Below are 5,064 nucleotides of genomic sequence, written 5' to 3'. Positions count from 1 at the left end.
TGCTCATGGTGGATGGTTTGTTGTTTGCTGGTTTCCGACTTCGACAATCAGATTCTCAGCTGAAACCTCCACCGCCTTCAATTCCCCGCCCCAGATCCCCCGTACACCACTTCCGACTTTAGCTCTCTAACGCGTAGCCATAGGCACTTTAGACAGACGAATTGGGCTGCGTCCTTTGATACGATCGGGGGCTGAACTTGACTAGTGAATGACGGCAGATGAACGATCCACATGGCTCTGACACAGGCTTCAGTGTCCACATCCTTTGGGAGGATGCAGAGCGCACTTTCTGTCGCGTCCGGTCCCCGAGCGGCAGCGATAGCGTCCTGACTCTCCGGACCACCGAGGAACATCCCTCGATTGCCCTTCTCGAGCGCCTTGCTCACGAATTCGCGCTGAAAGAACAACTGAATGGTACGTGGGCGGTGCACCCGATAAGGCTGGTACGCGAAGATGAACGGATGGCACTGGTTTTCGAGGATCCGGGCGGCGAACCACTTGAGCGACTGGTGGGCGCGCCTCTCGGGGTGGAACGTGTTTTGTGCCTCGCCGTCGGAATTGCCGGGGCGCTTGAGAAGCTCCACCGGAGTGGGTTCGTTCACAAGGATTTCAAGCCTGCTCATGTGCTAGTTGACTGCACGGACAGCCGGCCGCGGCTCACAGGATTTGGGATCGCTTCACGACTGCCGCGCGAGCGGCAATTTCCACAGCCACCCGAAACGATTGCCGGCATCCGTTGGCACTATTTCTTGACGATCTGCAATGGCTCGACGCCGCGACGCTCGACTTGCTCGACGGGCTCCTTGCGCGCTCGGATCTGCAGCATCTGATGGTAATCGGCGCCTATCGCAGCAATGAGGTAACTCCCGGACATCCGCTGCTGCACAAGCTTCAGACGTTAAGGGCTGCCGGCGCAAGGCTCGATGAAATTGTTCTCGCGCCTCTTGCTTGTGAACACGTGGAGCAACTGATTGTCGAAGCGCTTCACTGTGAGCCGGGACGTGCGGCACCGCTTGCGCACCTCGTGCATGAGAAGACGGCGGGCAATCCGTTTTTCGTCATCCAGTTTTTGCGCGAGCTTGCCGATAGCGATCTGCTGAGCTTTGCCCATGACACGGCCTGTTGGAGCTGGGACCTGCCCCGCATCCACCGGAAAGAGTACACCGACAATGTAGTCGACCTAATGGTGGTAAAGCTAGTGCGCCTATGCGTCGGCGCTCACCTATCTCACTGCCGGCGCTCAACTCCTCCAGGACGATTGCTGGGGACGTAGGCACGAACTGGTCTTTCCGCTCCAGTTGAACCTGGCAGAATGCGAGTTCCTCACCGGGCGGCTAACCGATGCCGAAGAGCGGCTGGCGATGCTGTCAAACCGCGCGACGAACACGGTCGATCAGGCGAGCGTCGCGTGTCTGCGAATGGATGTTTACCTGACTCTCGATCGAAGCGATCTGGCGGTCGAGGTGTGCCTCGATCACCTCCGTCAACTCGGCATCGACTGGCCGGCACACCCACATGAAAGCAACGTACGGGGGGAGTACGAAAACATACGGTTGCGGCTTGCGGGCCGGGCTATCGAGGCACTCATCGATATGCCGTTGATGTCGGACCCAGCGTCGCTCGCAATTACTGACGTGCTTAGCAAGCTCCTGAGACCAGCCTGGTTTTTTGACGCGAATCTGGCTTCTCTCGCTATATGCAAAGTGATCAGCTTGAGTCTGGAGTGCGGGAACTGCGACGCCTCGTGCTTCGCGTATGTCATGTTCCCGCGGATCGCTGGGCCACGCTTTGGCGATTACCACGCTGGAGTCCAGTTCGGTCAGCTCGGCTTCGATCTGGTCGAGCGACGCGGACTCAAACGCTTCGAGGCAGTCACCTATCTTTGCTACGCGCTGTATGTTGTGCGCTGGACGAAACACGTGCGCTTCAGCAGCGAAGTGCTGCGCCGTGCGTTCGAAGCAGCGGGCCGGACCGGGGACCTTCCGTCTGGCGCCTATACCTGCTGCCATATCGTTTCGGACCGACTTTTCGGCGGTGACCCTCTAAGCGATGTCGAACTCGAAACTGAACAGGGCCTCGCGTTTTCCAGGAAGGCACGTTTCGGCCTGGTCGTCGATAACCTCACCACGCAACTCGCATTGATCCGGATGCTCCGCGGCGTCACACTGAAATTCGGCCACTTCGACTATGACGAATTCAACGAGCTTCGTACAGAGGAGCACCTGTCCGGCAACCCCGCGCTCGCGACGGCCGCGTGCTGGTACTGGATCCGGAAACTGCAGGGACGATTCTTTTCAGGCGACTATGTGGCCGCCATGAACGCGGCATCGATCGCGCAAGAGCAACTTTGGAGCTCGTCGCCGCACCTGGAGGAATGCGAGTACCATTTTTACGCCGCTCTCACAAGGGCCGCGCATTTCGACCGGGTGCCGGCCGAGGAGCGACAGGAGCACCTCCACAGCATCGCCGCGCATTGTCGGCAATTGGAGATCTGGGCGAACAACTGTCCGGCGAATTTCGGCAATCGGGTTTCACTGGTAAGCGCCGAGATGGCGCGCCTGGAAGGCCGTGATCTCGAGGCGATGCGACTCTACGAAGCGGCCATTCATCTTGCGCGCGCAAACGACCTCATACACAATGAAGCGCTTGCCAATGAACTCGCATCCGCGTTCTACGCGGCGCGGGGGTATGAGAAGATTGCCCGTGTCTATTTGCAGGACGCACGACGGGCTTATCGACGCTGGGGGGCAGAAGGCAAGGTGCGTCAACTCGACGAACTGTACCCAGGTCTCAGGGCCGACGAGCGAGCGCCTGACTCAGGCAGCACTATCGGGGCGCCTCTCGAACACCTTGACCTTGCTACCGTCATAAGGGTGTCGCAGGCTGTTTCCGGAGAGGTTTTCCTCGACAGACTGATTGAGACGATCATGCGTACCGCTATCGAGCAGGCGGGAGCCGAGCGTGGATTACTGATACTTTCGCATACAGGAGAACAGCGGCTCGCAGCGGAAGCATGGACGGACAGCGACAAGGCATGCGTCCAATTGCGTGATGCACCCGTGAGCGCGACCATGATTCCCGAGCCTGTTCTCTACGATGTATTGCGCACAGGCGAAAGTGTCATTCTCGATGATGCTGCGGCCGATCCCAGGTTCGCGACAGATCCTCATATCCGGCAGTATCTGACTCGTTCCGTCTTATGCCTGCCATTAATGAATCAAGCGAAGCTGATCGGGGCCCTGTACCTCGAAAACAATCTGATCACCCGCGCCTTCAGATCGACCCGGATTGCACTGCTGCGGCTGCTCGCGTCGCAGGCGGCGACTGCGCTGGAGAACACCCGCCTGTACCGCGACCTGCAGGAACGGGAGGCCAGGATTCGCCGCCTCGTCGACGCCAATATCATTGGCATCATCGTCTGGAATGCCGCCGGCGACATTCTCGAAGCCAACGACGCTTTTCTTCGCATGGTGGGATATGAGCGAGAGGATCTTGCGTCAGGATGCCTCCGCTGGAGGGATCTCACGCCAACTGACTGGCAGGAAAGCAGCGAACGGGCTTTGGCCCAAATCAGAAACGACGGTGACGTTCAACCCGAGGAAAAAGAATACATGCGGAAGGATGGCAGTCGTATACCGGTCATGGTCGGCCGCGCTGCTTTCGACTGTAGCGGGAAGGAAGGCGTTGCTTTTGTAGTTGATCTCACGGAGCGCAAGGAAGCTGAGCACCGCTTGCGTGAGTCCTACGAGATGCTGCGTGAACTTGCCTCACATCGCGAGACGGCTCGCGAGGATGAACGCAAGCACATTGCGCGGGAAATGCACGACGAACTCGGGCAACACCTTACCGCGCTTCGCCTGAGGGCGTCGATATTGCGCATGAGGCTTGGCGCGGATCACCCGGATCTGGTCGAGCATACGCAGGCGCTCGTTTCACTTGTGGATGTAACGATGCAGGTGGTCAGAGGCGTTATCGCGTCGCTGCGCCCCGCAGCGCTTGATTCCGGTATTGCAGCAGCGCTCGAGTGGCTCGTGGCCGATTTCAACCGCAACGGCCGGACGGTCTGTCATCTCAACTTGCAGGACGAGAATATCGCCGTAAGCGAGGATCGCGCTATCGTGCTGTTTCGCATCGTTCAAGAGGCACTGACTAATGTCACCCGACACGCTGCGGCCAGAAGAGTAATCATCGCATTAGAGCGAACCCCCGATGCTTGCCTTCTCGAAGTGCACGACGACGGTTGCGGATTCGATGTTTTTGCAACGAGAAAGAGGTCATTCGGACTGGCAGGGATGGAAGAGCGTGTTCTGATGCTGGGCGGTGCGATCGACGTTATCAGCTCGCCGGGAGCCGGCACCATGATCAAGGTGCGACTTCCTGACAAGTGGGCGATCGAAAATAGCCGTTAAAGTCACACACGTAACGCCTGCGCTCGCTCGGCGTGCTGAACCGAAGGTCCGGAATCCTTGCGCGCCGTAGATCCGGAATTCGCCTTTCCGAGATCGGTCGGAAAAAGTGGAAGCCAACGGTAAGGGGCCAGCAAACCCGTCTTGACGAATTGAGCTAAGCGACCGCAACTGTCGGCTGCCAGCGATGAGGCAGCAATGTTGCGACGTCGCTGGCCCTGTGGGTCGGCAATCGCGTGAGGACGTCCTTCAGATAGGCGTGCGGTTCGTGCCCATTGAGTTGTGCTGAGCGCAACAGGCTCATGATGGCGGCAGCGCGTTGGCCCGCTCGGAGTGAGCCGGCGAACAGCCAGTTGGCCCTGCCGATAGCCCACGGACGTATTTGGTTTTCGACCCAGTTGTTGTCTATGGGCACATGTCCGTCGTCGAGATAGCGCGTCAGCGCTTCCCAGCGTTTAAGGCTGTAATCCAGCGCTTTCGCAATCGCTGAACCTTCCGAAACCAGCTTGCGCTGCGCCACCATCCATTCATGAAGTGAACCGCCCCGGGATTTCCGGAGGCTCCACTTCTTGAGAAAATGGAGCTATGGAAAACACGAAGAAGAAGTGCCCAAGGTACTCGCCTGAAGTTCGTGAGCGGGCTGTGCGAATGGTTCTGG

General features: G+C 58.6%; 2 protein-coding genes and 2 pseudogenes. 3 read left to right on the top strand and 1 reads right to left on the bottom strand.

The genetic code is table 11. From position 1 onward, the window contains the following. Window positions 1-218 precede the first annotated feature (218 nt). The 3 genes and pseudogenes from AB3X86_RS37755 to AB3X86_RS37745 form a co-directional block, all read left to right on the top strand. Window positions 219-680 (top strand): annotated as a pseudogene (locus tag AB3X86_RS37755) (hypothetical protein); the annotation flags it as partial. Then, on the top strand, window positions 635-1,273 hold the full coding sequence (locus AB3X86_RS37750; protein WP_368599847.1) for an AAA family ATPase: 639 nt from the start codon (window positions 635-637) through the stop codon (window positions 1,271-1,273). The pseudogene AB3X86_RS37755 and the gene AB3X86_RS37750, both read left to right, overlap by 46 nt. A gap of 25 nt (window positions 1,274-1,298) precedes the next feature. Continuing rightward, window positions 1,299-4,409: a GAF domain-containing protein gene (locus AB3X86_RS37745; protein ID WP_368599846.1), complete on the top strand. Its 3,111-nt coding sequence runs from the start codon at window positions 1,299-1,301 to the stop codon at window positions 4,407-4,409. A 154-nt stretch (window positions 4,410-4,563) separates the two neighbouring features. Here AB3X86_RS37745 and AB3X86_RS37740 read toward each other — a convergent pair. Further along, window positions 4,564-4,941: pseudogene (locus tag AB3X86_RS37740) on the bottom strand (transposase); the annotation flags it as partial. Window positions 4,942-5,064 lie beyond the last annotated feature (123 nt).

Source organism: Paraburkholderia sp. BR14374, from assembly GCF_040948685.1.
GTDB lineage: Bacteria > Pseudomonadota > Gammaproteobacteria > Burkholderiales > Burkholderiaceae > Paraburkholderia > Paraburkholderia youngii.
Note: the sequence above shows the minus strand (reverse complement) of the source record. Positions and strands in the feature narration are given on the sequence as shown.